Here is a 23,124-nt window from a genome sequence, read left to right on the forward strand (position 1 = left end):
AGGCGTCGCGCGTTATTTAAGGAAATCGAGCAGCATGCAATCATTTGACGTGATTATCGCCGGTGGCGGTATGGTGGGGCTGGCGTTGGCCTGCGGCCTGCAGGGCAGCGGGCTGCGCGTAGCGGTGCTGGAGCAGCGCCAGCCGGATATGGCGCCGCCGTCGGAGCAGCCTGCGCTGCGCGTTTCCGCCATCAATGCCGCCAGCGAGCGTTTGCTGCAGCATATCGGCGTGTGGGACGACATCCTCCAGCAGCGCGCCAGCGCCTACAACGCGATGGAAGTGTGGGATCGCGATAGCTTCGGCAAAATCGCCTTCCGCGGCGACGAGTGCGGTTTCAGCCATCTCGGCCACATCATCGAAAATTCGGTGATCCAGCAGGCGCTGTGGAAGCGCGCCGAAAGCCTGTCGGACATCACGCTGATTACCCCGGCCGCGCTCAAGCAGGTGGCGTGGGGCGAGAATGACGCCTTCATCACGCTGGAGGACGGCCGTATGCTGACCGCCCGGTTGGTGATTGGCGCCGACGGCGCCCAGTCGTGGCTGCGCCAGCATGCCGATATCCCGCTTACCTTCTGGGACTATCGCCACCACGCGTTGGTGGCCACCATCCGCACCGAAGAGCCGCATCAGGCCACGGCGCGGCAAATTTTCCACGGCGACGGCATTCTGGCGTTCCTGCCGTTCAGCGATCCGCAATTGAGCTCCATCGTCTGGTCGGTCGCGCCGGAAGATGCTGAGCGTCTCAAGCAGCTGGAGCCGGAACAATTCAACCGCGAACTGGCGATGGCCTTCGATATGCGGCTGGGCGCCTGCAGCCTGGAAAGCGAACGGCTGGCGTTCCCGCTGACCGGCCGCTATGCGCGCAGCTTCGCGGCGCACCGCCTGGCGCTGGTGGGCGATGCGGCGCATACCGTGCATCCGCTGGCCGGACAGGGCGTGAACCTGGGCTTTATGGACGCCGCCGAGCTGATTTCCGAACTGCGCCGCCTGCAGCGGCAGGGCAAGGATATTGGCCAGCACCTCTATCTGCGCCGCTATGAGCGCCGCCGCAAACACGGCGCGGCGGTGATGTTGGCCAGCATGCAGGGTTTCCGCGAACTGTTCGACGGCAACCACCCGGCCAAAAAGCTGCTGCGCGACGTGGGGCTGCGGCTGGCGGACAGCCTGCCTGGCGTCAAGCCTAAGCTGGTGCGTCAGGCGATGGGCCTGAACGATCTGCCCGAGTGGCTTGCCTGACACCTGCCTTCTGCGAGCCCGCAGCGGGCTCGCGCTTCTCGCCTTATGCCATCGCGTTTCCTTATATAACCCTTCATTTGAAATAATCTAATTTCAGCCGCTTTTTATCATTACTTTTTCTAATTCCATGTTCGATTATCAAAAGTCCGGATCCCATATGCGGCCATAGGTTTGTTATATAAGTTCGGCGTTTTGCCGCTTTAATTGTTAATTTTGTGCCTTAAGGCGCATTTTTCCAGTGAAAAACTCTGCACACTAGCCCGGCACTTTACCTCCCCGGAACGGCGATGAGCCTATTTTAACTTATGGTTAATGTGGTCGTTCGGTGATAAGTTCGGGGGAAAGGTATCGTTTGCGTCACGGCGGTTGCACGCAGTTTTCGCCCGTCCCGGCGCAGCATTTGTGTTGAGCAGTCAGTGCGCCATGGCGATCGGGCCGCGAGCCAGGCTCCGCCGCATTGCGTGGCAGCACCCTAACTTCTAGCGACGAGTGGAAAGAGGGAAAAGATGGCAAAGCAAACCCCACTGTACGACCAGCACGTGGCGTGCGGTGCGCGCATGGTAGACTTTCACGGCTGGATGATGCCGCTGCACTACGGCTCGCAGCTCGATGAGCACCACGCGGTGCGTCAGGATGCCGGCATGTTCGACGTGTCTCACATGACCATCGTGGATCTGCACGGCGCTCGCACCCGCGAGTTCCTGCGCTACCTGCTGGCGAACGACGTCGCCAAACTGACCCAACCCGGCAAGGCGCTGTACACCGGCATGCTGAATGCCTCCGGCGGCGTGATCGACGACCTGATCGTTTATTTCCTCACTGAAGACTATTTCCGCCTGGTGGTGAACTCCGCCACCCGCGACAAAGACCTGGCCTGGATTGAAGAGCACGCCGCGCCGTATGGCGTCGCGCTGACGGTGCGCGACGATCTGGCGCTGATTGCGGTGCAGGGCCCGCAGGCCAAAGAGCGCGCCGGCACCCTGTTCACCCCGGAACAAAAAAGCGCGGTCGAAGGCATGAAGCCATTCTTCGGCGTGCAGGCCGGCGAGCTGTTCATCGCCACCACCGGTTACACCGGCGAGGCCGGCTATGAGATCGCGCTGCCGAAAGAGCAGGCGGCGGATTTCTGGCAAAAATTGCTGGCCGCGAGCGTCAAGCCGGCCGGTCTGGGCGCGCGCGACACCCTGCGCCTGGAAGCGGGCATGAACCTCTACGGGCAAGAGATGGACGAGGGCGTTTCGCCGCTCGCCGCCAACATGGGCTGGACCATCGCCTGGCAGCCGGAAGATCGCCGTTTCATCGGCCGCGAAGCGCTGGAACAACAGCGCGAGCAGGGCACCGAGCAACTGGTCGGCTTGATCATGACGGAAAAAGGCGTATTACGTAATGAGCTGCCGGTGCGTTTCACCGACGCGGCGGGGCAAACCCACGAAGGCGTGATCACCAGCGGTTCGTTCTCCCCGACGCTGGGCTTCAGCATCGCGCTGGCGCGCGTGCCGGCGGGCATCGGCGAGCAGGCCATCGTGCAGATCCGCAACCGCGAGATGCCGGTCAAAGTGACCAAGCCCGGTTTCGTTCGCGCCGGCAAGCCGCTGACAAATTGATTTTTTATTGATTGATTCTTTATTTCTTCGAAGGAGTAACCGGCGATGAGCAATGTGCCAACAGAATTGAAATACGCATCCTCTCACGAGTGGGTTCGCGCAGAAGGTAACGGCGTTTACACCGTAGGCATCACCGAACACGCGCAGGAACTGCTGGGCGATATGGTGTTTGTCGATCTGCCGGAAGTGGGCCGCACAGTCGCCGCCGGTGAAGACTGCGCCGTGGCGGAATCCGTCAAGGCGGCGTCGGACATCTACGCGCCAATCAGCGGTGAAATCGTGGCGGTGAACGCCGAGCTGGAAAGCTCCCCGGAGCTGGTGAACAGCGAACCTTACGGTGACGGCTTCCTGTTCCAGATTAAAGCCTCCGACGAAGGCGAGCTGGCGAACCTGCTGGACGCCGCGGCTTATCAGGCCTCGATCGACGAGTAATCGTGCCCACGCCCCAGGCCTTTCGGCCGGGGCGTTTTAGTTACCGTTCAAGCTATATCCCGTATCACGCAAGCATTCAGGAATTTGTAGCAATGACTCAGACACTCAGCCAACTCGAACACAGCGAAGCGTTCATCGAACGCCACATCGGCTCTTCTGCGGAACAACGCCAGGAGTTGCTGGCAGCGGTGGGCGCTCGCTCGCTCAGCGCGCTGATCCAACAGATCGTGCCGGCGGACATTCAGCTGCCGGGGCCGCCGCCGGTTGGCGACGCGGCGACCGAACACCAGGCGCTGGCTGAGCTGAAGGCGATCGCCTCGCAGAATCAGCGCTACAAATCCTATATCGGCATGGGCTACAGCGCCGTGCTGACGCCGCCGGTGATCCTGCGCAATATGCTGGAAAACCCGGGCTGGTACACCGCTTACACCCCTTATCAGCCGGAAGTGTCGCAGGGCCGTCTGGAAGCGCTGCTGAACTTCCAGACCGTGACCCTCGATCTGACCGGCCTGGATCTGGCCTCCGCATCGCTGCTGGATGAAGCCACCGCCGCCGCCGAGGCGATGGCGTTGGCCAAACGCGCCAGCAAGCTGAAAGACGCCAACCGCTTCTTCGTGGCTGACGACGTGCATCCGCAGACGCTGGACGTGGTGCGCACCCGCGCCGAAACCTTCGGCTTCGACGTCATCGTCGATAAAGCGGAAAAAGTGCTGGAGCTGGACGGCGTGTTCGGCGTGCTGCTGCAGCAGGTGGGCACCACCGGTGAACTGCACGACTACAGCGCGCTGCTGGCCGAACTGAAATCGCGCAAAATCATCACCAGCGTGGCTGCCGACATCATGGCCCTGGTGCTGCTGACCGCGCCGGGCAAGCAGGGCGCCGACGTGGTGTTCGGCTCCGCGCAGCGCTTCGGCGTGCCGATGGGCTACGGCGGCCCGCACGCCGCCTTCTTCGCCTGCCGCGACGAGTTCAAGCGCTCGATGCCGGGCCGCATCATCGGCGTTTCCCGCGATGCCGCCGGCAACACCGCGCTGCGCATGGCGATGCAGACTCGCGAGCAGCATATCCGCCGCGAGAAAGCCAACTCGAATATCTGTACCTCGCAGGTGCTGCTGGCCAACATCGCCAGTCTGTATGCGGTGTATCACGGCCCGCAAGGGCTGCAGCGCATCGCCGGGCGCATCCACCGCCTGACCGACATCCTGGCCTCCGGGCTGCAGAAGGCCGGCCTGACGCTGCGCCACAACACCTGGTTCGACACCCTGACCGTTGAAGTGAAAGACAAGGCGGCGGTGCTGGAGCGCGCGCTGAGCTTCGGCATCAACCTGCGTACCGACATCCACGGCGCCGTCGGCATCACGCTGGATGAAGCCACCTCGCGTGAAGACGTGCAAACGCTGTTCGCACTGCTGGCGGGCGACAATCACGGTCTGGACATCGACGCGCTGGACGCGGCGGTGAGCAAAAACAGCCAATCGATCCCGGCCGCTATGCTGCGCCAGGATCCGATCCTGACCCACCCGGTATTCAACCGCTATCACAGCGAAACCGAGATGATGCGTTACATGCATCGCTTGGAGCGCAAGGATCTGGCGCTGAACCAGGCGATGATCCCGCTGGGTTCCTGCACCATGAAATTGAACGCCGCGGCGGAAATGATCCCGATCACCTGGCCTGAATTCTCCGAACTGCACCCGTTCTGCCCGCCGGAGCAGGCGGCCGGTTACCAGCAGATGATCGGCCAACTGTCTCAGTGGCTGGTGCAGCTGACCGGCTATGACGCGGTGTGCATGCAGCCGAACTCCGGCGCGCAGGGCGAATACGCCGGCCTGCTGGCGATCCGCCGCTACCACGAAAGCCGCAACGAAGCGGGCCGTCACGTCTGCCTGATCCCGAGCTCGGCGCACGGCACCAACCCGGCCTCTGCCCAGATGGCGGGCATGAGCGTGGTGGTGGTGGCCTGCGACAAGAACGGCAACATCGATCTGCATGATCTGCGCGTCAAGGCGGAGCAGGCAGGCGAAGAACTCTCTTGCATCATGGTGACCTACCCGTCGACCCACGGCGTGTATGAAGAAACCATCCGTGAAGTGTGCCAGATCGTGCATCAGTTCGGCGGTCAGGTGTATCTCGACGGCGCCAACATGAACGCCCAGGTGGGCATCACCACGCCTGGCTACATCGGCGCGGACGTTTCGCACCTCAACCTGCATAAGACCTTCTGCATCCCGCACGGCGGCGGCGGCCCGGGCATGGGCCCTATCGGCGTGAAAGCGCACCTGGCGCCGTTCGTGCCGGGCCACAGCGTGGTGCAGATCGACGGCGTGACCACCCAGCAGGGCGCGGTCTCCGCGGCGCCGTTCGGCAGCGCCTCCATCCTGCCTATCAGTTGGATGTACATCCGCATGATGGGCGCGGAAGGCCTGAAGCAGGCCAGCCAGATGGCGATCCTGAACGCCAACTACATCGCTACCCGTCTGAAAGACGCGTATCCGATTCTGTATACCGGCCGCGATCACCGCGTGGCGCACGAATGCATCCTCGACATTCGTCCGCTGAAGGAAGAGACCGGCATCAGCGAAATGGACATCGCCAAGCGCCTGATCGACTTCGGTTTCCACGCCCCGACCATGTCGTTCCCGGTGGCGGGCACGCTGATGGTCGAGCCGACCGAGTCGGAAAGCAAGGTGGAGCTGGATCGCTTTATCGATGCGATGCTGGCGATCCGCAGCGAAATCGACCGCGTCGCCAAGGGCGAATGGCCGTTGGAAGACAACCCGCTGGTGAATGCGCCGCACGTGCAGGCGGAGCTGGTCAACGACTGGCAGCACCCGTACAGCCGCGAGCTGGCGGTGTTCCCGGTGGCCGGCGTACGCGAGAACAAGTACTGGCCGAGCGTTAAGCGTCTGGACGACGTGTACGGCGACCGTAACCTGTTCTGCTCTTGCGTGCCGATGAGCGATTACGAATAACACGTTCGGCAAAGTTTGTGTTTGGGGGACACCGCATCATGCGGTGTCCCTTTTTATTTTATCGCGGCCTATTCTTTCCTGTACGTTCCCACGATTTGAGGAGTCATCATGCAAGCGGCAATCGTAACAGCGCTGGGGCAAGCCCCGGTTTTCGGCACCTTTGAGGAGCCCCAGGCGCAGGCGAATGAAGTGCCGATCGACGTTCTGGCGGCCGGCATCAAGCAGCTGGATCGCGCCACCGTCGCCGGCACTCATTATTCCAGCCCGAAGCAATTGCCGATCGTGCCCGGCACCGACGGCGTGGGCCGTACGGCGGACGGGCAACGGGTGTACTTCGCCTCTTTCCGTCGCCCTTACGGCGCGATGGCAGAGCGCAGCGTCGCGTCCTGGACGGTGCCGGTGCCGGAGACGGTGGACGACGCCACGGCGGCCGCGCTGATCAATCCGGCCTTCGCCGCCTGGCTGCCGCTGCGTTGGCGGGCGGATCTGCAGCCCGGAGAAACGGTGCTGATCATTGGCGCCACCGGCACCTCGGGCAAGCTGGCGGTCGCGGCGGCGCGTCAGGCGGGAGCCGGGCGCATCGTTGCCGCCGGTCGGCGCCTGAGCGTGCTGGAAACATTGGGCGCAGACGCCACGGTGGATCTGAGCCTGCAGGGCGAGGCGCTGGCGCAGGCCTTCGCGGCGGCGGCGGGGCCGGGTGGTTATCAGGTGATTGTCGATTACATTTGGGGCCCGGCGACCGAAGCGCTGCTGGCGACGCTCAATAATCACGATCTCTCGTCTTACGCCGGGGGGCGCGGCATTCGCTTGGTCAACGTCGGCTCGATGGCCGCGCCGGACATCCGGCTGCCGGCGGCGGTGCTGCGCAGCAATCAGCTGCAGATCCTCGGCAGCGGCACCGGCAACTTCCCGCCGATCCCGGAGATGCAGCGCTACGCGACCGAGATTTTGGCGCTGGCGGCGACGGGAGCGCTCACCGTCGAGACGCAGGAGCACGCGCTGGCGGATATCAACGAGGTGTGGGATCTGAACAAGAAAAGCGACGTGCGTTCGGTGATACGCATCGCCCGTTAATCCCGGCCGCTAGCGGCAGAGGCAGACCAGGTGAATGTCCTCCGGCTCACGGGCGAACAATTCGGTATCCGGCTGTTCGATGAGCCGGCAGCCCTGCGCCAGATAGAAGTCTACGGTGCTTTTGTTGGGAATGGAGGAGACGTACAGCCCGGCGGCGCCTTCTTGCGCCGCCTGCCGCAGGCAGAGCTGGAACAGCTGCTTGCCTAACCCCTGGCCGCGTTGGTGCGCGCTGACGTAAAAGAACAGCAATTGGCGCAGATCTTGCCGCGGGCCGCGCGGCTCGGTGTCCAGTGCCGCCGCTGCCACGATCTCCTCGCCTTCGAACAGCGCGAAGAACGCGCCGCCGCGATCGAAGCACGCTTCGTGGATCGGCGTATAGGTTTCCCGATCGTGCGGATCCCAGCCGCGCACATCGTAGTAGTCCGGGTAGGGGTGTAGCTTGCCGTCCTGCAGGCGATACAGAGTGTCGATAATTTCGCTGCGGTCGATATCCCATAGCCGGTCGAGTTGCTGCCGTTGCAGCAGTACAGGGGCGATCATGCTCGTGGTTAACTCTCAATCTGTGGCCGGTAACTTTCCGGCAAATCGATGATAAAGCCGATGCCGCGATCGTCGAGGCCTTCGGTGACGCGCAGCTGCGCGCCGATTTTGTCGGCCAGGTTGCGGGCGATGGCCAATCCCAGCCCGCTGCCGGTCTGCTGCGTGCCGGGCACGCGGTAAAAGCGCTCAAACAGGCGCGGAAGGTGCTCTTCGTTCACCCCGGGGCCGTTGTCGCGCAATGTAATATAGCAGCCGAGCGGCGCCAGCGAGCGGATATTGGCTTCGATGCGGCTGCCGGGCGGCGCATACTTGAGCGCATTGTCCAGCAGGTTGGTGAAGATGGCGATCAGCGCATGGCGGTCGGTACTCACCACCACCTCCTCGCTGCCGTCGAGCGACAGTTCGACATCTTTTTCCAGCGCATAGGGGACGTGCTGCGCTATGCATTTGCCGATCTCCGCATAGATATCCACCGCCTCAATCTTCAGCGGAAAATCTTCCGCCTCCAGCTTGGCCAGGTTGATCAGCTGGCGTGACAGCGACGCCGCGCGGTCCAGCCCTTGCTGCATGTCGCCGATGATTTCCCGGCGTTCCTGCTGCTCGCTGACCTGAGTCAGCAAATGCAGCTGCGCCAGCACGGCGGCGATCGGCGTGCGCAACTCGTGCGCGGCGTCGGCCATAAATCGTTTCTCGCGCTGATTGGCGGCGTCGATGCGCGCCATCAGTTTGTTGACCTCCATCACCACCGGCCGGATTTCCTGATACTGCTCGCTGACGTTGATCGGCGACAGGTTGCCGGGCTGACGATCGGAAATGGTGCGGGCGATCTGGCGCAGCGGCCGCAGGCTGAAATAGGCGGTAAACAGCAAGGTGATGATGATAGCCGCCAGAATGCCCAGCAGCGGCACGGCGGTGCTCTCCGCCGGGTTGCCGAACAGCGTGGTGCGATCGTTGAACGATTCGCCGACGATCACCCGGTACTGGCGATTCTCGCTCCAGCTGCCGGCGAGATGCCAGTTGGCGCCGGCGTAATTGACCGAGCCGGACAGCACCGAAGGCGGCAGGCGCAGCGGCTCTCCCTGCGTTTGCGAACTGTAAAGCACCCGGTTGTCTCGATCGTAAACCACAAACAGCGGGTGATAGTCGATTTCATCCTGCATGCCGTTATTGATGGAATCAATGTACATGCCTTCAATGGTCTTGATGATGCTGCGGTAATCGATATGGTCAGTGCCGGTTTCGTCGAGAATATTGGCGATGCCTGCAGCGACGATGCGTTGCTGGTTATCGAAATATTTCTCCATGTCGGGGTAATACCAATATTTCACCCAGGCGACGAGGAGCCCCCACAATAATAAAATGGCCAGCACCTGGAAAATAATGGTACGCATAAAGAAGGATTTGAAACCGATCATTTCGCTACTCTTTCTTCAGCAAATAACCAATGCCGCGTACGGTAATAATTCTTTCTTTACCGATCTTGCGCCGTAAATTATGCATGTGCACTTCCAGCGAGTTGCTTTCCACGCTGTCGCCGTGGCCGAACAGCCGCTGTTCCAACACCGCTTTGCGCACCACGGTACCGGCGCAGCGCATCAGTTCGTGCAGCAGGTGATACTCTTTTTTCGACAGCATCAGCAGTTCGTTATCCAGCATGGCCTGATGGTTGACCGGATCGAGATACAGCGCGCCGAGGCTCCAGGTTTGTGACGCGAAGCCCGCCATGCGCCGGTTGACCGCCTTGACGCGCGAGATGAGTTCGGGCAGCGCAAAGGGTTTGGCCAGAAAGTCGTCCGCGCCGGAATCCAGGCTGTTCACCAGGCTTTCAATGCGGTCGCGGGCGGTCAGGATGATGATCGGGATATTTTGCCCGGTGGCGCGCCAGGCGATCAGCCTCTGCAAACCGTCACCGTCCGGCAGCGTGAGATCCAGCAGCATCAAATCGAACCCGCCGGATGAAAGTTTATTTTCCGCGTCGACGAGCAGGCGCACCCAGCACAAATTAAAGCCGGCCAGCTCCAATGCTCGGCACAGCGCCTTGCCTAATTGCAGGTCGTCTTCCACCAACAGTATGTTCACGTTATTTCCGCTGAGATCCTTGAGTCGCGCTTATCTAACTATAACGCTGACGGGAAGACAACGGGGAAACCTGCGCTGCCTGCACGTTCTTAAGCAAACCTTAATCTGGCTTTAATCTCGCGTTAAGGGAACGAGAGGGGATTTCAGTTATTTTGCTGCCATTCGAAATCATGGCTGAGGGAGCGAAACATGCAGACTGACGGTTCCCCGCTCGCGGGCGCCTCGCGGCGGCTGATGTATTCAGGCGTGGCGATGCTGCTCGTGCTGTTGATGCTGTCGTTTCGCGGCGATGTGCACAGCCCTGCTCACAAAGGCCTGCATGCTTCCGGTTTGCAGCGGGGCCATCAGGTGGCGGTAACGGACGCCTCCGGCTGCGCGAAATATCGGATTAAAAAGCTGCTGCGCCGCCTGGCTCAGCTCTGAAGCGTTTTCTAGAGCGCCGCTCTATACTCTGACTGGCAAACGGGGAGCCTGTGCGCAGGCCGTTATTTTTATATCGCCAACCAGAGAAAAAATACGATGACGAAAGTGGCATTGGTGACTGGCGCAAGCCGGGGAATTGGCCGCGCGACCGCTTTGCTGCTGGCCCGGCAGGGCTATGCGGTGGGCGTGAATTACCTGCGTGACGAAAGTGCGGCGCGGCAGGTGGTGGCGGAGATTGAGACGCAGGGCGGTAAGGCGCTGGCATTGCAGGCTGACGTGGCCGACGAAGCGCAGGTGATGGCGATGTTCGGCGCACTGGATGCCGGGCTGGGCACGCTCAGCGCGCTGGTCAACAACGCCGGCATTCTGTTCCAGCAGGCGAACATTGAACAGTTGACCGCCGAGCGCATCAATCAGGTGCTCGGCACCAACGTTACCGGTTACTTCCTGTGTTGCCGCGAGGCGGTGAAGCGCATGGCGCTGCGCTATGGCGGGCGGGGCGGCGCCATCGTCAACGTTTCCTCCGCGGCGTCCCGACTGGGGGCTGCGGGAGAGTACGTCGACTATGCCGCCTCGAAAGGCGCCGTCGATACGCTGACCATCGGGTTATCGCGGGAAGTGGCGGCGCAGGGCATTCGCGTCAACGGCGTGCGGCCCGGATTCATCTATACCGAGATGCACGCCAGCGGCGGCGAGCCTGGCCGGGTGGATCGCGTGAAGGACAGTTTGCCTATGCAGCGCGGCGGCCAGCCGCAGGAAGTGGCGGAGGCGATCGCCTGGTTGCTGTCTGACGCCGCATCTTACGTGACCGGCACCTTTATCGAGGCCGCAGGCGGGCGATAGAGGGGCATTCTTGGGGGGATGAGTCAGGATAACCTCATTGCAGGATACCGTTTTACTCGGCGCTCGGTCAAAACCACACAAACGGTCATTAACGGTCATGCTGCGGAGCGTGGAATTGTGACCGTTTACCGTTTCTCTCCTGTTTACCTCAGGCGTACGCGCATCATAACTGCCTGTTACTCCACACTTTCGTAATTATTCATTTCATTTCCTTCCCGATTTTTTTGACAACTATCACATCGCGATCGTTGACCGATCGCAGGGCGATGCGCTTTGCGTCCGCGCGCAAAACGCGGCGCGGCAAATCGATATCGTAATCAACGTTGTGGAGGAGAAAAGAAACATGCTGCCTGTAGAACGTCATCGCTTTATCACCGAAGTCTTGAGCCAGCGCGGCCGCGTGATGGTGCAGGAGGTGGCGCAGCTGTGCCACATCTCTATCGAGACGGCGCGGCGTGATCTGGCCTTGCTTGAACGGCGCGGCCTGCTGCTGCGCAGCCACGGTGGCGCGGTGTTCGTCGAGCCGCCGGCGGTGGAGAAAACCTATGTGCCCGCCGAGATAGACCAGGGGGAATCTTTCCGCCAGCGCAGCAACGAGGCGCCGGAACAGAAGACGCGCATTGCCAAACGCGCGCTGGAATTTATCGCGCCGGGGGACTGCCTGCTGCTGGACAGCAGTTCCACCAGTTGGTTTTTGGCGCGCCAACTGCCGGATATCTCGCTGGTGGTGCTGACCAACTCGCTGCACATCATCCAGACGCTGGCCTGCAAGGCCAACGTGCGCACCATCGGCCTGGGGGGCGAGTATTCCGCCAAGTACGAGGATTTTATCGGCGTGCTGGCGGAGCAGATGCTGAAGGAGTTCGTGATCAACAAGCTGTTTTTCTCCTGCCACGGCATCTGCCAGGACGGCGGCATCCGCGAAAGCAATGAGCACCATGCGCGGCTGAAGCAGCAGATGCTGCTGGCGTCGGAACGCAAGTTCCTGCTGGTGGACAGCAACAAGTTCGGCCGCCGCTCGTTCGCCCGCATTTGTCATTACCGGGAAATAGACACGCTGATCACCGACAGGCTCAGCGACGACGAATTTCGTCAGGAACTGGCCTGGAACAACGTCGACGTGATTGAAGTTTCACCCGCCGCGAAAAGGGCGGCGCGATAACAACAATGAAAACCCTTATTACAGCCAACACTTGTGGAGAGAGAACAATGAAAAAATCCGTACTGGTCGGTCTGTTTGCCTCGCTGCTGCTGTCGGTCTCCGCGCAGGCGGCGGACAAGCTGAAAATGGGCGTGGTGGTGAAGATCGGCGGCATTCCCTGGTTCAACGCCATGGAGGCCGGCATCAAAAGCGAGGGCGCCAAACGCGGCATCGACGCCTGGATGGTCGGGCCGACGGCGGCGGATCCGGCACTGCAGGTGCGCGCCATCGAGGATCTGATCGCGCAGAAGGTGGACATCATCGGCGTGGTGCCGAATGACGCCCGGGTGCTGGAGCCGGTGCTCAAGCGCGCGCAGGAAGCGGGCATCAAGGTGATCGTGCACGAATCCCCCGGCCAGAAGTACGCCGACTGGGATTTTGAGCTGGTGGACGCCTCGCAGCACGGGGTCAACCACATGAAAGCACTGGCCGCCTGCATGAAAGAGCAGGGCAAGTACGCGGTATACGTCGGCAGCCTGACGGTGCCGCTGCACATCACCTGGTCGGACTCGGCCATCAACTACCAGAAGCAGCACTACCCGAACATGCAACTGGTGGGCGACAAGTTCGGCGTGGGGGAATCGCTGGATGACAGCGTGCGCACCACCAACGATCTGATGGCCAAATATCCCGATCTGAAAGGCGTGCTGGCGTTCGGCTCGCAGGGGCCGATCGGCGCCGGGCGCGCGGTGCTCAACCGCGGCAAAAGCAACGATATCTGCGTCATCGGGCCGTTCAGCCCGGGCCAGGGCGCTTCGCTGGTCAATCGCGGCGCCATCAAGGGCGGTTACATCTGGAATCCGATGGTGGCCGGCGAAGTGTTCGTGCGCATCGCCGACATGATGCACAAGGGGGAAAAAATCACCGACGGCATGACCATCGAAGGCATGGGCAAGGTGCAGGTGGATGCGCAGCAGCACACCATTCTGGGCAACGCCACCGAAAGCCTGGATAAGCAAAACCTGCCGAAACTGGTGAAGATGGGGCTGTAATCATGGCGATTTCCGGCAATACGGCAACGCAGGGCGCGCCGCTTATCGAACTGCAACAGCTGTCGATGACCTTTGGCGGGCAGCGAGCGCTGAACGATATTTCATTGGCGCTGATGCCGGGGGAGGTGCACTGTCTGGCCGGCACCAACGGCTGCGGCAAGAGCACGCTGATCAAGGCGATCGCCGGCGTCTATCAGCCGGACGACGGCAGCCGCATTACCCTCGATGGGCAAACCTTCGGCCGGCTGTCGCCGGATCAGGCGCGCGCCTTCGGCATTCAGGTGATCTATCAGGATCTGTCGCTGTTTCCCAACCTGACGGTGGCGGAAAACATCGCCTTCGAACACAACCTGCGCGGGTTGCTGGGTTGGCACCGCCCGGCGCGGCTGCGGCGCGCCGCCGAACGCCAGCTGCAATCGCTGAGTTTCAATCTGGATCTCGACAAACGGGTGGCGGAGCTGCCGATCGCGCAGCGCCAACAGGTGGCGATCTGCCGCGCGCTGGTGGCGCAGGCGCGGCTGGTGATCATGGACGAACCGACCGCTTCGCTGACCCGCACCGAGGTCAACCAACTGCTGCGCACGGTGGACTATCTGAAAGCGCAGGGCATCTGCGTGGTGTTCGTCAGCCACCGGCTGGACGAGGTGCTGGAGATCTCGGATCGCGTCACGGTGATCCGCGACGGCAACAAAGTCGGTACCTGGCCGGCGGCGCAGATCACCGGCGATCGTCTGACCGAGCTGATGACCGGTCTGAAGCTGGACTATCACCTGAAAGCGCCCAGCCTGAATAAGGATCGGGTGATGCTGGAGGCGGATCGCCTCAGCCGCGCTGGGCAGTATCAGGATGTGAGCTTCCGTCTGCATCAGGGGGAGGTGCTCGGTCTGTGCGGGCTGCTCGGCTCCGGGCGTACCGAGCTGGCGCTGAGCCTGTTCGGCATGACCCGGCCGGACAGCGGCAAACTCTACCTCGACAGCAAACCGGTGCGCTTTCGCGGCCATGAGGACGCGATCAAGGCCGGCATCGGCTACGTCTCGGAGGATCGCCTGACGCTGGGGCTGGTGCAGCAACAGTCGGTGGCGGATAACGCGGTGCTGACCATTCTCGATAAGCTGCGCGGGCGTTTTCGCCTGATCGACGATTACCGCAAGAATCGCATCGTCGCGGAGTGGATCGCCAAGCTCGGCGTGCGGGTGGCGGATCCGGAGCAGGCGGTTTCGACGTTGTCCGGCGGCAATCAGCAAAAGATCGTGCTGGCCAAGTGGGTGCTGACCCAGCCGCGGATCTTGATCCTCGACTCGCCGACCGTCGGCGTCGACGTCGGTGCCAAGGCCAGCATCTACCAACTGATCCATCTGCTGGCGCAGGAGGGGATCGCCATTTTGCTGATCTCCGACGAGGTGCCGGAGGTGTATTACAACTGCGATCGGGTGCTGCACTTCAGCGGCGGCAGCGTGATCGGTGAATACCTGCCGGGGCAGGTGAGCCAGCAACAGCTGGCGGAGGCGGTCAATGCGTAGATTCAGTTTGAAACCGAGCGGCAACGAAGGCTATCTGGCCTGGGTGTTGCTGCTGACGGTCATGGTCTTTTCACTGCTTAGCGATCGGTTTTTAACGGTGCAAAACCTGCTCGATCTCAGCGAAAGCTATGCGGTGAGCGGTATTTTCGCCCTCGGCCTGTTTGTAGTGCTGGTGACCGGCGGCATCGATATCTCCTTCGCCGCAGTCGCCTCGGTGGTGCAGTACCTGATCGCCACGCTGGCGACCCACTACGGCCTGGCCAGCCCGGCGGGCAGCATTCTGCTGGCGTTGGCGATCGGCGCCGCGCTGGGCATGGTCAACGCGCTGCTGATCTACTGCCTGCGCATCGTCTCGATCATCGTCACCATCAGCATGCAGGCGTTGTTGTTCGGCATGCTGATGTGGCTGACCAACGGCCGCAGCCTGTACGCATTGCCGGACTGGTGGACGCTGCCGCGCAGCGTGCTGCCGTTCCAGCTGGGTGAACAGAGCTATCAGCTCGGTTTGCCGACGCTGGTGATGCTGGCGGTGGCGCTGTTGACCTGGCTGCTGCTGAACAAAACGCACCTCGGGCGCCAGCTGTTTGCCGTGGGCGGTGATGCGGAATCGGCGCGGCGCATCGGCATCCGAGTTGGCCTGCTGCATTTGTTCGCCTATGGCTATCTGGGCGCGATGGCGGCGATCGGCGGCCTGGTGCAGGTGTATCGCATGGGGGAAGTGGTGCCCAACGCGCTGGTGGGCGGGGAGCTCGACGTGCTGGCGGCGGCGGTGCTGGGCGGCGCCAGCCTGAACGGCGGCAAGGGCAGCGTGGTCGGCACGCTGATGGGCGTCTTCCTGATCGGCGTGCTGAAAAACGGCCTCAACCTGATCGGCGTGTCCAGCTACTTCATGAACGTGGTGATCGGTCTGGTGATCGTCGCGGCGATCACCGTCACCCACTACAAGAAACGCAAAGAAACCGACGTCGGTTTCGCCTGAGGAGCACCTGATGGGCAACAACCTGAAATTTCGTCCGGACGGGGTCGCCGTCGGTCTGCTGGCATTGCTGCTGGCGGTGGTGCTGGCCTTTAGCCTGCTGATGCCGGGGCGCTTCTTCAGCGGCGCCACCTTCACCAGCGTGGCATTCCAGCTGCCGGAGCTGGGCCTGCTGACGCTGGCGATGTTCATCCCGATCCTCAGCGGTGGCCTGAACCTGTGCATTATTGCCAGCGCCAACCTGACCAGCCTGCTGATGGCCTGGCTGTTCATCAGCTACCTGCCGGCGGATGCCGGGCTGGGTTTGCAGGCGCTGTGGCTGGCGTTGGCGCTGGCGGCGGCGATGCTGTTGGCCGGGCTTATCGGCGCGGCGACCGGCGCGCTGGTGGCCTACGTCGGCGCGCATCCGATTCTGGTGACGCTGGCCACCATGACCACGGTCAACGGCATCGGCATCTACCTGACGCGCGGCGCGGCCCTGAGCGGCATGCCGGAGATCGTGCGGTTTATCGGCGCTGAGCGCGTGCTGGGCGTGCCGGTACCGCTGTGGATCTTCCTGGTGGTCGCCGCCTTGCTGGCGCTGTTCTTGCAGAAAACCCGGCTCGGCAAATGCATCTACATGAGCGGCAGCAACATCAACGCCACCCACTTCAGCGGCGTGAATACCCATCGGGTGTTGATCGCCATTTACACCCTCTCCAGCCTGCTGTGCGTCATTGCCGGACTGGTGATGATGGCGCGCTTCAACTCGGCGCGCATGGGTTACGGCGACTCCTACCTGCTGCTCACGGTGCTGGCGATCATTCTGGGCGGCACCGATCCGTTCGGCGGTTTTGGCCGGGTCAGCGGCGTGGTGTTGGCGCTGATCGTGCTGCAGGTGATCGCGACCGGTTTGAACCTGATGAACGTCAGCCCGCATTTCAGTCTGGCGATGTGGGGCGCGGTGCTGATCGCGGTGCTGGCGCTGAAGTTTTTCCGCCATCGCTATCGGCAGCGGCGGGCGATGCGCCGCAGCGCGGCCCAGGCCAGAATCGCGGCGGGCCACTGATCCCTTTTCCCTTTTGCGCAGGATAACGCTAATGAAATACCAGATTTCACCTTCACTGATGTGCATGAACCTGATGGATATCCGGCAGCAATTGGCGGTGCTGAATCGCCGCGCCGATATGCTGCATATCGACATCATGGACGGGCACTACGTTAAAAACATCACGCTGTCGCCGTTCTTTATCGAACAGATCCGCCCGCATACCTCGTTGTTGCTGGACGTGCATTTGATGGTGGAGAACCCGACCGATTTTATCGAGCCGATCGCCCGCGCCGGGGCGGACTTTATCTGCCCGCACGCCGAAACCATCAACCGCGACGCGTTCCGCGTGATCAATCAAATCCGCGCGCTGGGCAAAAAAGTGGGGGTGGTGCTGAACCCGGCCACGCCGGTGGAGTTTATTCGCCACTACCTTCACCTGCTGGACAAGGTCACCGTCATGACCGTCGATCCGGGCTATGCCGGGCAGCCTTTCATTCCCGAAATGCTGGACAAGATCCGCCAGTTGCGCGATCTGAAAAGCCAACAAAATCTGCGCTATCTGATCGAGATCGACGGATCCTGCAACCAACGTACTTATCGCGATCTGATGGGCGCCGGCGCGGAAGTGTTGATCGTCGGCAGCTCCGGGTTGTTCAATCTCGATCCGGATCTGGAGGCGGCATGGGAAAAAATGCTGGATCAGATGCGGCAGGCGGCCTGAGGCGGGGGACATGATGCAGCATTTTCTTGGCGTTGACGTTGGCGGCACCAATACCCGCCTGCTGTTGATGGATGATGACGGCGAGTTTAGCGCTTACCGCAAGATAGCGACCGCCGACTGGGCACAGCAGGCCGATCCGCTGGCGGCGTTGGGCCGCCTGATCGCCGGGCATAGCCAGGATCGTCAGGTGGCGCAGGTGATGCTTGGGTTGCCGGGGATCCTCAGCCGCGATCGCTCGCGGGTGCTGTCGCTGCCGTTCATTCCGGCGCTGGATGCCCAGCCGGTGGCGGCGCTGTTGGCCGATTTGCTGGCGCTGCCGGTGCGAATGGACAAGGACGTCAACCATCTGCTGTGGTGGGATTTGCAGCAGCTGCCGGCGCTGCCGCAGGTGGCGGTAGGGCTGTATCTGGGCACCGGCATGGGCAACAGCCTGTGGCTGAACGGCGATTTTTACCACGGGGCGCATGGCGCCGCCGGCGAGTTGGGGCATATTCCCTGGCCGGGCCATCTGGGCGAGTGCCCGTGCGGCAAACGGGGCTGCGTCGAGAGTTTGACCTCCGGCCATTGGCTGACCGGCTGGGCGTGCGCCAACGCGGCGCAAACGCCGTTCGACCGGCTGTTCGAACGCCATGGCGATCATCCGGATTTGCAGCGTTTCGTTGAACGATTGGCGCAGACCATCGCCATTGAAATGAATGTGATCGATCCCCAACGGCTGATCCTGGGCGGCGGCGTGATCGCCATGCGCGGTTTTCCGTTGGCGCGGCTGGAGCAAGAGATCCGCCGTCATCTGCGCGGGCCGCAGCCGGCACAGGGACTGGCGATCTCCATCAGCCGCCTGACCGATGAAACCGGCAGCAAAGGCGCTTGTCTGGCAGCCCGGCGCCACCTCCAATTGAGCAGGGAGTACCAGCAATGAAAGGCAAAGTCTGCGTGTTCGGTTCGTTCAACCTGGATATCGTCGCCGGCATGGCGCGGTTTCCGCAGCCCGGCGAATCGCTGATCGCCCGTAACAGTATGATGGGGGCGGGCGGCAAGGGTGCCAACCAGGCCACCGCCGCGCTGCGCGCCGGGGCGCGGGTGCATTATATCGGCAAGGTGGGGCGCGACGACTTCGGCACCTTCGCCCGGCGTCATCTCGCTGCCGCCGGCTTCGATGCGGTGACGCTGTTCTCGACCGGCGATTGCCCGACCGGCAATGCGCTTATCTACGTTGCCGGCGAGGATGCGGAGAACATGATCGCCGTCGATCCCGGCGCCAACCTGACGGTCAGCGAGGACGAGGTGCGCCAGTGCCGCCCGGCGATCGCCGCGGCGGATATTCTGTTGACCCAGCTGGAGAACAACCTGCCGGCGATCGAACAAGTGATCGCCATCGCCCGCGAGGCGCGGACGTTCATCATTCTCAACCCGGCGCCGTTTCAGCCGGTGCCGGACAGCCTGCTGGCGCAGGTCGATCTGCTGACGCCCAACGCCACCGAATGCACGTTGCTGACCGGCGTGCCGGTGCGGGATGTGGCTTCGGCGCGTCAGGCGGCGCAGGTGTTGCACGCCAAGGGCATTCGTTTGCTGATCGTGACCTTGGGCACGCAGGGGGCGTTGTTCTCGGACGGGGAAAACAGCGAGCTGATCCCGGCGTTTCCGGCGCAGCCGAAAGACACCACCGGCGCGGGGGATGCGTTTAACGGCGCTCTGGCGGCGCAGCTGGCGAATCAGGTGCCGTTAGCCGATGCGGCGCGCTTCGCCGCCGCCTACGCGGCGGTCTGCGTGGAACGCGCCGGGGCGGCGGGGTCGATGCCGAGTTATGAGGAGGCGTTGGAACGCCAGCAGGCGTTCGCTTGACGTTGACGGGCTGCGGCGCAGAGGCGGCAGCCCGGCTCCCTTACTTCAACCAGCCTTTGCGCTGCGCGTCCCGCAGATGTTGCTCCGTGTTCCTGCCATAAAGCGGTGAAATACTCATACAGTGCGCCTGGCAGCATGCCAATAGATGGCGCGCCGCCGGCACTCCCTGATCGCGGATCGCCGCTGGCCTGCATTCGGGGGGCGGGGGGATTACTGAGCGCGCTGTGGGCGGTGATTGCCGCGAAGGAGAGGGCGAATAAACCGTAGTAACTTTCACGCCGGGTCAAAGCCCGGCGTGAAAGTTAAGCAATGATAAATAACAGCTATGCAGCGACGGCATCGTGAGTAAAGCTGCCAATGCCATTAACCTCCAGAACAGGTGAATCGTAATGGGCCATTTTGAAGGCATTGTCGCTTGTGAGACCAAAAATAATGTCATCGTTGTCCAAACTGTGATTCAGGTTCTTATCCACCATTACAAAATAGGATCCATTCAACGACAAGGCGCTGACTTCGCTCAATGTCCCCTGGCTGTGGCCCTGAGTGACTTTAGAGACCAGTTCAATGAACAATTGTTGCGGAGTCGTATTCGTCTGAACATTCATTCCGGAGAGTAGCACTGTCAGGTCATTCAGAGATAAACTGCCGACGAGATCGATAGTCTTGCTGCCACCTGCGGAAAAGAGCCACTGCCGATCGACATCACCGACGACAATGTTGTCGCCTTCAACCCATGATGCATTTTGCGCGCTGCTGTTTTCGTAATCGTTAAAGGTGACCATGTTATCAATGGTACTGTGGCTGAATACCACCGTATCCGCGCCTTGGCCGGTTGCCAGACTTGTATTGCCCATTACGTTGTAGAGATGATTAGCCTGGATGCCGTTGGTCGTGGGGGCGTCGTTAGCGATCGACAGTTGGTAACCGGCCATTTGGGACATGATGGTAGCGTATCCCGTCAGTCCGCCTAATTGTTTTAGCACCTGATAGAACAACCCGCCGCCGGTTCCCCCTTGTTCCAGGGTCAAATTCAGTGGTGCGCTATTAGCCATGTGACTGGTGATAGATTTCAATTCTTCGCTGAAATTGTTTTTGATGGTGAGGTTAAGCGCCTTATCACCAGTAATGTTAATTTCACTGATATGGTTGTCATGGCCCTCAAGGCGTAGGGTATTTTCCGCATCCCCTTTAGATGAAATTTCCAAAAACTCTCTGACCTCCGGAATGTCAGAGTCAATATAGACAGTATCGGTTTTGAACGATAAGGTACCGGCATCAGCGTGAGTGATATTCTTTGCATCAAAAGTGATGGTCATCACTGGCGAAAAGTTTTTATAGCGGTAATCGGGAGCGTACTCAAAGGTAATATGGCTGTTTTCACCGGCATTACCGGTGATTTCCAGGGCGCGTTGGCTAAAAGGGGCATCCATAAATGAATCTACCGGCACATTAATCACCGTAACGTTATCGGCAAAGCCAGACAGCGCAAAACCGTATGAACCCGTAAAGCCGTTTGGCATTCCCCACGCAGGATCCCAAAGTTCGGGGGCTTTCAGGTCGGTGACATGCGTATAATCCTTGTTGTGTATGTTAGCGATAGAGGGATCGGCCAAGAGGCCTATATCAAATACATGCCTGCCCTCGTTGCCGACTAATTGTCCGTCAACGTAGATAGAACCCGTACCTCGATAACCCGCCAAATCGATCTGGGGAAAAAGCGTAAAGTTACCTACATTGGTGGCAATCGTGCCGGAAAGCGCACCATCGACACCCGTAGTGAGATAAACATTCTTGGTGATAAGGTTAGCCGCTAATACCGAGCCTTGATCATACCCCTTAATTTTGAACGTATCGCTAACGCTATTGGCGCCGTCATTGATGCTATTGCCTTGCCATTGCACATTGATATTTTTTGCAAAATTGAATCGAAGCACACCGGTGGCATGCACCATATCTGCATCTGCTGTGATGATGATGTTTTGATTGTTTCCAGTAATAGGACTGACCAAGGTGACATTCGGGTTTTTCAGGAATATATTAATATTATTGAGTGCTTGAGCGAACAACTTCAGCAAAACACTTTCAGTACCGTCGATGGTAAGAGTATGCCACCCATTGAATCGACTAATATCGATAGTGCCTGATTTTACGACGTTCAGCGTAATGTCATTCAGCATGGATAACTCAGCGTTGGAGATAATATGTTCGACGCCATGATTATTTATTATCCCTGTTAACTCTCCGTTTTCACCACTTTTTGTCAGTATGCCCTGTTTGACATAGTTTAAGTTGGCTCCGATCTTTTGTTCGAATTGTTGGACAGCATAACTGCCTGGTGCTCCGCCATTGCCTGCAATAATACTCTCATTAGCACGGAAGTGCGCCAATACAGCCAGTGTCGCCTTCAGTGCATCGTTGCCACTTTCGTTCATAATTGCGACAGACTCGGCTGTCGTCATGGGTCTTCCCCATAGGTTATTGAATATTATCTGGTACGAGGAGGCTTTGGCGAAAGCAGGTTGCTTAGAGAACATGGCGAGGATGTCACTCTCAGATCGCCCAGCGGCTAATTGCTTACTGTAGGTATCCAATGCATTGGCATCAATATAATAACCGGCAATGCTCAAGTATATTGCAGTTATGGCTTCCTGATACTTCGGTGCGGGTAACTCTCCAGCAGCATAAACATGAGTGTTAGCCAAAAAAATTGCTTTAGCATCAGCATGAACGCTGGTTTCATCATTGCGGATATCATTAATCATGCGTACTATGACATCACCACGGCTTTCCGTATTGATATTTAATTCGGTAATATATTTTTGTAGTTGGTCGTTATCGGGGGCTGATCCAAAAATATTTTCATAGATTTTGATGACGAAATCATTGTCGCTAAGGTTAGACAACGTTTTTTTACCTTCGACAAACTTTTGTGCAATCAAATTTAACTGTTCAGGGTGACTGTTTATCACATTACCCCAATAGTTTATGCCATCGGACGTCATCGTGGATTTCACTGCATAATAAAAACCTTGCACCCATTCAGCCCCGTCTGATACTGAGCTGTTAAAAGAGGGGAATAGCGTTTGATTAACGGTTTCAATCAACGCAGTTTGTTGTTCTTGCAAGAGGCTTTCTTGCCCGGAGTAGTGCAGAAGATCGTTGCTCATGTAAGCGGCAAGGCTACCGAGATCACCTCTTCTCTCCAATAGGCTGAGAAGATAAGTGAGTGTTTTCTCTGATGCGTAGGTACCATGAATATTGTGATAAATAAACTGTACTTGTTCGCGTTCATTTAACTCTGACAGGCGTGATTGACCTAATTCAGAATTGATTAATTTATTGGCTAATACAGAAAGGGAGAGGTTTTCTTGAGTTAGTTTTTTTGAAAAATAATCAATATCTTTAATGTCGGCTTTTTTTCCTATAATGGCATAAAATAATGCGGCGACATCGCGTTGAACGAATATTGAGCTCATGAATTTCCCCAAAGAAATGGATTCGCAAAAGGTAAGTAAAGGAGAGAACCTTGGGATAAGCAAGTATGAGACAGGCTACGTGCCGGGGCTGGGAGTATAAGTGGTTTTGCCTTGTACTGACCGTTACGATGGAGGCTAAAAGCAAGCTATGGCGCCTCCGGG

General features: G+C 59.8%; 19 protein-coding genes. 15 read left to right on the forward strand and 4 right to left on the reverse strand.

Features of this window, described 5'->3' with window-relative positions:
- Positions 1-34: 34 nt before the first annotated feature.
- The 5 genes from ubiI (at position 35) to ACJ8PN_RS21095 (ending at position 7,319) form a co-directional block, all read left to right on the forward strand.
- Positions 35-1,237 carry an FAD-dependent 2-octaprenylphenol hydroxylase gene (ubiI, locus tag ACJ8PN_RS21075; protein WP_411261760.1) on the forward strand — a complete coding sequence of 401 codons (1,203 nt, stop codon included), beginning with the start codon at positions 35-37 and terminating at the stop codon, positions 1,235-1,237.
- A 506-nt stretch (positions 1,238-1,743) separates the two neighbouring features.
- Positions 1,744-2,841 carry a glycine cleavage system aminomethyltransferase GcvT gene (gene gcvT, locus ACJ8PN_RS21080; protein ID WP_442535195.1) on the forward strand — a complete coding sequence of 366 codons (1,098 nt, stop codon included), beginning with the start codon at positions 1,744-1,746 and terminating at the stop codon, positions 2,839-2,841.
- Between the two features lie 45 nt (positions 2,842-2,886).
- Positions 2,887-3,273 (forward strand): glycine cleavage system protein GcvH, encoded by a 387-nt coding sequence (gene gcvH / locus ACJ8PN_RS21085; protein WP_004931633.1) that lies wholly within the window; start codon positions 2,887-2,889, stop codon positions 3,271-3,273.
- A gap of 92 nt (positions 3,274-3,365) precedes the next feature.
- Positions 3,366-6,245, forward strand: coding sequence for an aminomethyl-transferring glycine dehydrogenase (gcvP, locus tag ACJ8PN_RS21090; RefSeq protein WP_346596508.1), 2,880 nt, complete (start codon positions 3,366-3,368; stop codon positions 6,243-6,245).
- 108 nt (positions 6,246-6,353) lie between these two features.
- Positions 6,354-7,319 (forward strand): quinone oxidoreductase family protein, encoded by a 966-nt coding sequence (locus ACJ8PN_RS21095; RefSeq protein ID WP_171454703.1) that lies wholly within the window; start codon positions 6,354-6,356, stop codon positions 7,317-7,319.
- A gap of 9 nt (positions 7,320-7,328) precedes the next feature.
- Here the strand turns inward: ACJ8PN_RS21095 and ACJ8PN_RS21100 are convergent, their stop codons facing one another.
- From ACJ8PN_RS21100 to ACJ8PN_RS21110, 3 genes are read right to left on the reverse strand one after another with little or no spacing between them, the layout of a single operon-like run.
- The gene (locus ACJ8PN_RS21100; RefSeq protein WP_031300620.1) at positions 7,329-7,856 is read right to left on the reverse strand and encodes a GNAT family N-acetyltransferase; all 528 of its coding nucleotides are present in this window, start codon (positions 7,854-7,856) and stop codon (positions 7,329-7,331) included.
- Positions 7,857-7,867: 11 nt separating this feature from the next.
- Positions 7,868-9,274, reverse strand: coding sequence for an ATP-binding protein (locus ACJ8PN_RS21105; protein WP_411261761.1), 1,407 nt, complete (start codon positions 9,272-9,274; stop codon positions 7,868-7,870).
- 4 nt (positions 9,275-9,278) lie between these two features.
- The gene (locus ACJ8PN_RS21110; RefSeq protein ID WP_442535196.1) at positions 9,279-9,938 is read right to left on the reverse strand and encodes a response regulator; all 660 of its coding nucleotides are present in this window, start codon (positions 9,936-9,938) and stop codon (positions 9,279-9,281) included.
- 189 nt (positions 9,939-10,127) lie between these two features.
- Here ACJ8PN_RS21110 and ACJ8PN_RS21115 point away from each other — a divergent pair, with 189 nt between their 5' ends.
- The 10 genes from ACJ8PN_RS21115 to rbsK all read left to right on the forward strand — a co-directional run bounded on the left by ACJ8PN_RS21115 (position 10,128) and on the right by rbsK (position 19,486).
- Entirely contained in the window at positions 10,128-10,361 is a 234-nt protein-coding gene (locus ACJ8PN_RS21115) for a hypothetical protein (protein ID WP_004931645.1), read from the forward strand.
- A gap of 96 nt (positions 10,362-10,457) precedes the next feature.
- Entirely contained in the window at positions 10,458-11,204 is a 747-nt protein-coding gene (locus ACJ8PN_RS21120; protein WP_031300616.1) for an SDR family oxidoreductase, read from the forward strand.
- 343 nt (positions 11,205-11,547) lie between these two features.
- Positions 11,548-12,366, forward strand: coding sequence for a DeoR/GlpR family DNA-binding transcription regulator (locus ACJ8PN_RS21125; protein WP_004931653.1), 819 nt, complete (start codon positions 11,548-11,550; stop codon positions 12,364-12,366).
- 47 nt (positions 12,367-12,413) lie between these two features.
- Positions 12,414-13,397 (forward strand): substrate-binding domain-containing protein, encoded by a 984-nt coding sequence (locus ACJ8PN_RS21130; RefSeq protein ID WP_141998910.1) that lies wholly within the window; start codon positions 12,414-12,416, stop codon positions 13,395-13,397.
- 2 nt (positions 13,398-13,399) lie between these two features.
- The gene (locus ACJ8PN_RS21135) at positions 13,400-14,917 is read left to right on the forward strand and encodes a sugar ABC transporter ATP-binding protein (RefSeq protein WP_411261763.1); all 1,518 of its coding nucleotides are present in this window, start codon (positions 13,400-13,402) and stop codon (positions 14,915-14,917) included.
- A complete protein-coding gene (locus ACJ8PN_RS21140; RefSeq protein WP_171454697.1) occupies positions 14,910-15,896 on the forward strand; it encodes an ABC transporter permease in 987 nt (328 codons plus the stop codon). Before ACJ8PN_RS21135 ends, ACJ8PN_RS21140 begins: the two co-directional genes overlap by 8 nt.
- Positions 15,897-15,906: 10 nt before the next feature.
- Positions 15,907-16,941: an ABC transporter permease gene (locus tag ACJ8PN_RS21145; protein WP_004931662.1), complete on the forward strand. Its 1,035-nt coding sequence runs from the start codon at positions 15,907-15,909 to the stop codon at positions 16,939-16,941.
- Positions 16,942-16,972: 31 nt separating this feature from the next.
- Positions 16,973-17,644, forward strand: coding sequence for a D-allulose 6-phosphate 3-epimerase (gene alsE, locus ACJ8PN_RS21150; RefSeq protein ID WP_033632165.1), 672 nt, complete (start codon positions 16,973-16,975; stop codon positions 17,642-17,644).
- Between the two features lie 10 nt (positions 17,645-17,654).
- Positions 17,655-18,563 carry an allose kinase gene (gene alsK, locus ACJ8PN_RS21155; RefSeq protein ID WP_171454696.1) on the forward strand — a complete coding sequence of 303 codons (909 nt, stop codon included), beginning with the start codon at positions 17,655-17,657 and terminating at the stop codon, positions 18,561-18,563.
- Complete coding sequence (gene rbsK, locus ACJ8PN_RS21160; protein ID WP_015378971.1) at positions 18,560-19,486, forward strand: ribokinase; 927 nt, start codon at positions 18,560-18,562, stop codon at positions 19,484-19,486. The genes alsK and rbsK overlap by 4 nt, the downstream gene beginning before the upstream one ends.
- Before the next feature lie 323 nt (positions 19,487-19,809).
- Here rbsK and ACJ8PN_RS21165 read toward each other — a convergent pair whose 3' ends face one another.
- On the reverse strand, positions 19,810-22,962 hold the full coding sequence (locus ACJ8PN_RS21165) for a DUF4214 domain-containing protein (protein ID WP_442535197.1): 3,153 nt from the start codon (positions 22,960-22,962) through the stop codon (positions 19,810-19,812).
- Positions 22,963-23,124: the final 162 nt, after the last annotated feature.

The sequence above is a fragment of the Serratia sp. CY76391 genome (assembly GCF_052166695.1).
GTDB lineage: Bacteria > Pseudomonadota > Gammaproteobacteria > Enterobacterales > Enterobacteriaceae > Serratia > Serratia nematodiphila.

What these genes read in the sequence shown, in the direction of transcription:
- ubiI (WP_411261760.1), top strand. Translation starts at nt 35, where the DNA reads ATGCAATCATTTGACGTGATTATCGCCGGTGGCGGTATGGTGGGGCTG.
- gcvT (WP_442535195.1), top strand. Translation starts at nt 1,744, where the DNA reads ATGGCAAAGCAAACCCCACTGTACGACCAGCACGTGGCGTGCGGTGCG.
- gcvH (WP_004931633.1), top strand. Translation starts at nt 2,887, where the DNA reads ATGAGCAATGTGCCAACAGAATTGAAATACGCATCCTCTCACGAGTGG.
- gcvP (WP_346596508.1), top strand. Translation starts at nt 3,366, where the DNA reads ATGACTCAGACACTCAGCCAACTCGAACACAGCGAAGCGTTCATCGAA.
- ACJ8PN_RS21095 (WP_171454703.1), top strand. Translation starts at nt 6,354, where the DNA reads ATGCAAGCGGCAATCGTAACAGCGCTGGGGCAAGCCCCGGTTTTCGGC.
- ACJ8PN_RS21105 (WP_411261761.1), bottom strand. Translation starts at nt 9,274, where the DNA reads ATGATCGGTTTCAAATCCTTCTTTATGCGTACCATTATTTTCCAGGTG.
- ACJ8PN_RS21115 (WP_004931645.1), top strand. Translation starts at nt 10,128, where the DNA reads ATGCAGACTGACGGTTCCCCGCTCGCGGGCGCCTCGCGGCGGCTGATG.
- ACJ8PN_RS21120 (WP_031300616.1), top strand. Translation starts at nt 10,458, where the DNA reads ATGACGAAAGTGGCATTGGTGACTGGCGCAAGCCGGGGAATTGGCCGC.
- ACJ8PN_RS21125 (WP_004931653.1), top strand. Translation starts at nt 11,548, where the DNA reads ATGCTGCCTGTAGAACGTCATCGCTTTATCACCGAAGTCTTGAGCCAG.
- ACJ8PN_RS21130 (WP_141998910.1), top strand. Translation starts at nt 12,414, where the DNA reads ATGAAAAAATCCGTACTGGTCGGTCTGTTTGCCTCGCTGCTGCTGTCG.
- ACJ8PN_RS21135 (WP_411261763.1), top strand. Translation starts at nt 13,400, where the DNA reads ATGGCGATTTCCGGCAATACGGCAACGCAGGGCGCGCCGCTTATCGAA.
- ACJ8PN_RS21140 (WP_171454697.1), top strand. Translation starts at nt 14,910, where the DNA reads ATGCGTAGATTCAGTTTGAAACCGAGCGGCAACGAAGGCTATCTGGCC.
- ACJ8PN_RS21145 (WP_004931662.1), top strand. Translation starts at nt 15,907, where the DNA reads ATGGGCAACAACCTGAAATTTCGTCCGGACGGGGTCGCCGTCGGTCTG.
- alsE (WP_033632165.1), top strand. Translation starts at nt 16,973, where the DNA reads ATGAAATACCAGATTTCACCTTCACTGATGTGCATGAACCTGATGGAT.
- alsK (WP_171454696.1), top strand. Translation starts at nt 17,655, where the DNA reads ATGATGCAGCATTTTCTTGGCGTTGACGTTGGCGGCACCAATACCCGC.
- rbsK (WP_015378971.1), top strand. Translation starts at nt 18,560, where the DNA reads ATGAAAGGCAAAGTCTGCGTGTTCGGTTCGTTCAACCTGGATATCGTC.
- ACJ8PN_RS21165 (WP_442535197.1), bottom strand. Translation starts at nt 22,962, where the DNA reads ATGAGCTCAATATTCGTTCAACGCGATGTCGCCGCATTATTTTATGCC.